Source organism: Salegentibacter sp., from assembly GCF_041642575.1.
Taxonomy (GTDB): Bacteria; Bacteroidota; Bacteroidia; order Flavobacteriales; family Flavobacteriaceae; genus Salegentibacter.
The window spans coordinates 1-4,242 of record NZ_JBEPWD010000134.1 but is presented as its reverse complement, the minus strand read 5'-3'; the positions used below and the strand labels follow the sequence as shown (position 1 = coordinate 4,242).

The window sequence follows — 4,242 nt, the reverse complement described above, 5'->3', positions numbered from 1 at the left end:
TTTATTTTTTTACAATGGAAGGTACAGTTAAATTTTTCAATGAATCTAAAGGTTACGGATTCATAACCAACGACGAAACAGGAAGAGACATCTTCGTACACGTTACTGCTCTTGATGGGGAAACTCTAAATGAAGGTGACAAAGTTGAGTACGTTGAAGTTGAAGGAAAAAAAGGAGTTAACGCTAGCCAGGTGCGCGTTATTGAATAGATAGATTATCCTATTTTCGAAACTACAAAAGCCGCTGAATCAGCGGCTTTTTTTATTCTTTAGATTTTCTATCTACGATATTTCAAAAGCTTCGGAAACCCCTGCAAGCATTTTTTCTGTAAGGGCACTAAGGTCATATTGGTGTTTCCAGTTCCAGTCTTTTCTTGCCCTGCTGTCATCAATATCAGAAGGCCAGGAATCAGCTATTTCTTGCCTGAAATCAGGAGCATAATCTATGCTGAAATCAGGAATATGCTTTTTGATCTCTTCAGCGAGTTCTTTTGGAGTAAAGCTTATGGCGCTAAGATTATAAGAAGACCTAATCTTTACATTTTCTGAAGGAGCGTCCATAAGATCTATCGTAGCTTTAATAGCATCGTCCATATACATCATTGGCAATCCGGTAGATTCGGCTAAAAAGGATGTATAGGTTTTGCTTTTAAGAGCCTCATGAAAAATTTCGATAGCATAGTCTGTGGTCCCACCTCCCGGCAGAGTTTTGTAGCTAATAATTCCCGGATATCTCAAACTGCGGACGTCAACACCAAATTTCGCATGGAAATACTCACACCATCGTTCCCCGGTTTGTTTACTTATTCCATAAACCGTGGTGGGTTCCATAATGGTAGTTTGCGGAGTATTTTCTTTGGGAGTGGTCGGTCCAAAAACCGCAATACTGGAAGGCCAGAACACTTTCTTTATTTTCTTTTCTTTTGCCAGGTTGAGGATATGGAATAGTGAGTCCATATTTAAATTCCAGGCTTTCATGGGATGTTTTTCAGCTGTAGCACTTAACATCGCCGCCATGAGATAAACTTCTTCAACCTGATGTTTTTCAATTATATTTTCAATGACCGAGAGATCGGTGGCATCGGCAATTTCAAATGGGCCGGAGCTCATCAGTTCTTCATTCCCTTCCCGAATATCACTAGCGATTACGCTATCATTTCCGTGAAGTTCCCGTAATTTTAAGGTCAATTCGGTTCCAATTTGTCCGCTGGCACCTATAATTAAAATTTTTCCGGTCATCTTTATTCAATTTTCAACAAATATATTTAATATTATAAAGGTATTCGCAACAAAACAGCTCAAACCTCAGCCTAACATAAAAATCTGTTAATCATTGAAATTTCTCCCCCAGGAAAACCTATTTTTCCTTTAACTTTGTATGGATATGAAAGTCTTATTACCTCTTTTCTGCTTAATAATCCTCTCCGGCTGCAAGGCCGAGGTCAATGAAGATGAGAACATTTCGCAGGAAATGGACACTACCATGCTTGCAAAAAACATCAGCCTTCCAAATACAGAAGTTGAGTTGCTCCCGGAAGCCAGAGAACACGCAGTGCGATGGGTGAATTATATCACTGCCCAAAATGAAATATATAATTTAAGGTCGGCAAGTGTAAACCAGATCATAGAAAATGCGAAACCTATTTCGCAGATAATGCAGTCTTTAAAGGCAACGGTCCCCGATACGCTTCAATCTAAAGCGGTAGACGCCCGCCTCAACGTTTTATCAACTAAGGCTCAGGTGCTGGAACAACTTGCGAGCCGCCGCAATAAGAATCTCGAGCAAATCACTAAAACTGCCGAGGAGATCCCGATAGAATTTAATCATTTTAAGCTTCAGCTTAATGAATTATTTCTGAAAAGCCTGGAAGACTTTGAATTTGAACTGGACGAACTGGAACGCGAGCAGGATAGCATCTCCAGAGCTTCAAGACGGATTCAGGATTCGGTTTAGTTCAAGCACCCTCTCTTCATTCAGAAATTGTATCTTGAGACAAATCTATTTCGATGAAAAATCTCGTTTTTATATTCCTGTTGGGCTTACTTAGCCTTCAGGCGTTTTCCCAGCAAACTTCCCAAGAAAAAATCAACAATATCATCGATACCTGGCATAAAGCTGCCGCAGAAGCTAATTTTGAAGACTATTTCAATCTAATGACTTCCGATGCAGTTTTTATCGGCACAGACGCTACTGAAAACTGGCAAAACGAAGAATTCAAAGAATTCGCCAAGCCTTATTTTGATCGCGGAAAAGCCTGGAGCTTTACCAGCCTTGAACGCAACATTTACTTTAATGAAGACAAAAATATCGCATGGTTTGATGAGCTTCTTGACACACAAATGGGAATTTGCCGCGGCTCGGGAGTGCTACAAAAAACCGAAACCGGATGGAAAATTGAGCATTATGTCCTCTCTTTAGCCATCCCGAATGAAAATGTGGAAGAGGTTACTCATTTAAAAAACTCTTTCGATAAAAAACTGATTTCTGAAATCAGAGATAATTAGATAAGGTCTCAGATTCCAGTTGAGATAAAAGCTTCCCGAAAAATTTGGGCTTTTTCACTTTCTATAAACCTCCATTCTTCACTTTTAGAATTTTACATTAAATGCGCTTCTTTTTAGTACTTTAGCATCATCTAAAAACAATTATTTAACAAATGAAGAAAATAACAAATGTGCTGCTTTATTCATTTTTAGGAGCTGCTGTAGTAAGCGGTTGTAAAAATGATAACGAAGGCAGCGTTGAAAAAGAAGAAATCCACGGAATTAACCTGGCTTATATGGATACTACGGTAAGTCCAAAAGACGATTTCTTTAGATTCGTGAACGGAAAATGGGTAGATTCTACTGAAATTCCGGAAGATCAAACTACCTGGGGTAGTTTTATGGAATTAAGGGAAACTACTGATACTGATGCCCTTGCTTTACTGGAAGGCGCTTCTGCCAACGACAGCCTTGATCCCGAAAGCGACCAGGCTAAGGCGGTTTACCTTTATAAAACTATTATGGACACGGTGAGCCGGAATGAGCAAGGTGTAGAGCCTGTGAAACCATACCTTGCTAAGGTAGATTCTATTGAAAACAAAGAGGACCTTCAGGCATTTCTTACTGAAATGCAGCAATATGGCGGCTCTGGATTCTTTTCTTTCGGAGTAAGAGCTGATGCAAAAAATTCGAACCAGAATGCTGCTTATCTTTATCCCGCCGGACTGGGACTTCCAGATCGTGATTACTATGTAGCCGATGACTCCGATTCTAAGGAAAAACGCGAAAAATACAAAGAGCATATCACCAGAATGCTTCAGTATATAGATTATACTGAAGAAGAAGCCACTGAAGCTGCTGAAACTATTCTTGCTTTTGAAACCAGCCTGGCAGAACCTCAAATGGACAAGGTAGAGCGTCGTGATGCACGCAAATCTTATAACCCTATGACGGTTGCTGAGCTTCAAAATACAGTTTCCGCTTTTGACTGGGAGAAGTATTTCAATAAAATTGGTGCTGAAGAACTTGATACCATTATCGTAGCTCAGCCTAAATATATGGAAGCGCTACAAGGAGTTTTTAATCAAAATGAGGTTGAAGACTGGAAAACCTATTTGAAATGGAGCATTTTTAATGATGCTGCCAATGCGCTTTCTACCGAAATTGAAACTGCTAACTGGGAATTCTACAACAAAACCTTACAAGGTGCACAAGAGCAGCGTCCTCGTGATGAGCAGGCTCTTCAAACCATTAACTGGACCATAGGCGAAGCGCTTGGTAAACTTTATGTAGACGAGCATTTCCCTGCGGAAGCCAAAGAACAAGCGGAAGAAATGATCGCTAACATCATTAAGGCTTACGAAACCAGGATCAACAATCTGAGCTGGATGAGTGAAGACACTAAGAAAAAAGCCATCGAGAAACTAGGCACAACTACCATTAAAGTTGGGTATCCAGACGAATGGAAAGATTACAGCGATCTTGAAATAGCCAAAGTAGAAGATGACGGGTCTTATTTCCAAAACATGATGAATGTTAGCAAATGGAGAACCGCCGATAACATGTCTAAACTGGGAGAACCGGTAGACAAAACAGAGTGGTTCATGTCTCCGCAAACGGTTAACGCTTACTATAACCCAAGTTATAATGAGATCGTATTCCCTGCTGCAATTCTACAGCCACCATTCTACGATTACAAAGCTGATGCCGCCATTAATTATGGTGGAATTGGGGCCGTAATTGGTCATGAGATCTCTCA

The 4,242-nt window shown here is 40.2% G+C and carries 5 protein-coding genes; 4 read left to right on the top strand and 1 reads right to left on the bottom strand.

Translation table 11 applies throughout. The features are described 5' to 3' along the window. Positions 1-14: 14 nt before the first annotated feature. Positions 15-209 (top strand): cold-shock protein, encoded by a 195-nt coding sequence (locus ACESK1_RS12295; RefSeq protein WP_372920475.1) that lies wholly within the window; start codon positions 15-17, stop codon positions 207-209. A gap of 72 nt (positions 210-281) precedes the next feature. Here ACESK1_RS12295 and ACESK1_RS12290 read toward each other — a convergent pair whose 3' ends face one another. After that, positions 282-1,238 carry an NAD-dependent epimerase/dehydratase family protein gene (locus ACESK1_RS12290; RefSeq protein ID WP_372920474.1) on the bottom strand — a complete coding sequence of 319 codons (957 nt, stop codon included), beginning with the start codon at positions 1,236-1,238 and terminating at the stop codon, positions 282-284. 145 nt (positions 1,239-1,383) lie between these two features. On the opposite strand from ACESK1_RS12290, the gene ACESK1_RS12285 reads away from it, so the two are divergent. The 3 genes from ACESK1_RS12285 to ACESK1_RS12275 form a co-directional block, all read left to right on the top strand. Then, positions 1,384-1,953, top strand: coding sequence for a hypothetical protein (locus ACESK1_RS12285; RefSeq protein ID WP_372920473.1), 570 nt, complete (start codon positions 1,384-1,386; stop codon positions 1,951-1,953). Between the two features lie 53 nt (positions 1,954-2,006). Then, positions 2,007-2,504 carry a nuclear transport factor 2 family protein gene (locus tag ACESK1_RS12280; protein ID WP_372920472.1) on the top strand — a complete coding sequence of 166 codons (498 nt, stop codon included), beginning with the start codon at positions 2,007-2,009 and terminating at the stop codon, positions 2,502-2,504. A gap of 152 nt (positions 2,505-2,656) precedes the next feature. Further along, the coding region (locus tag ACESK1_RS12275) for a M13 family metallopeptidase (RefSeq protein WP_372920471.1) at positions 2,657-4,242 on the top strand (1,586 nt) is incomplete at its 3' end.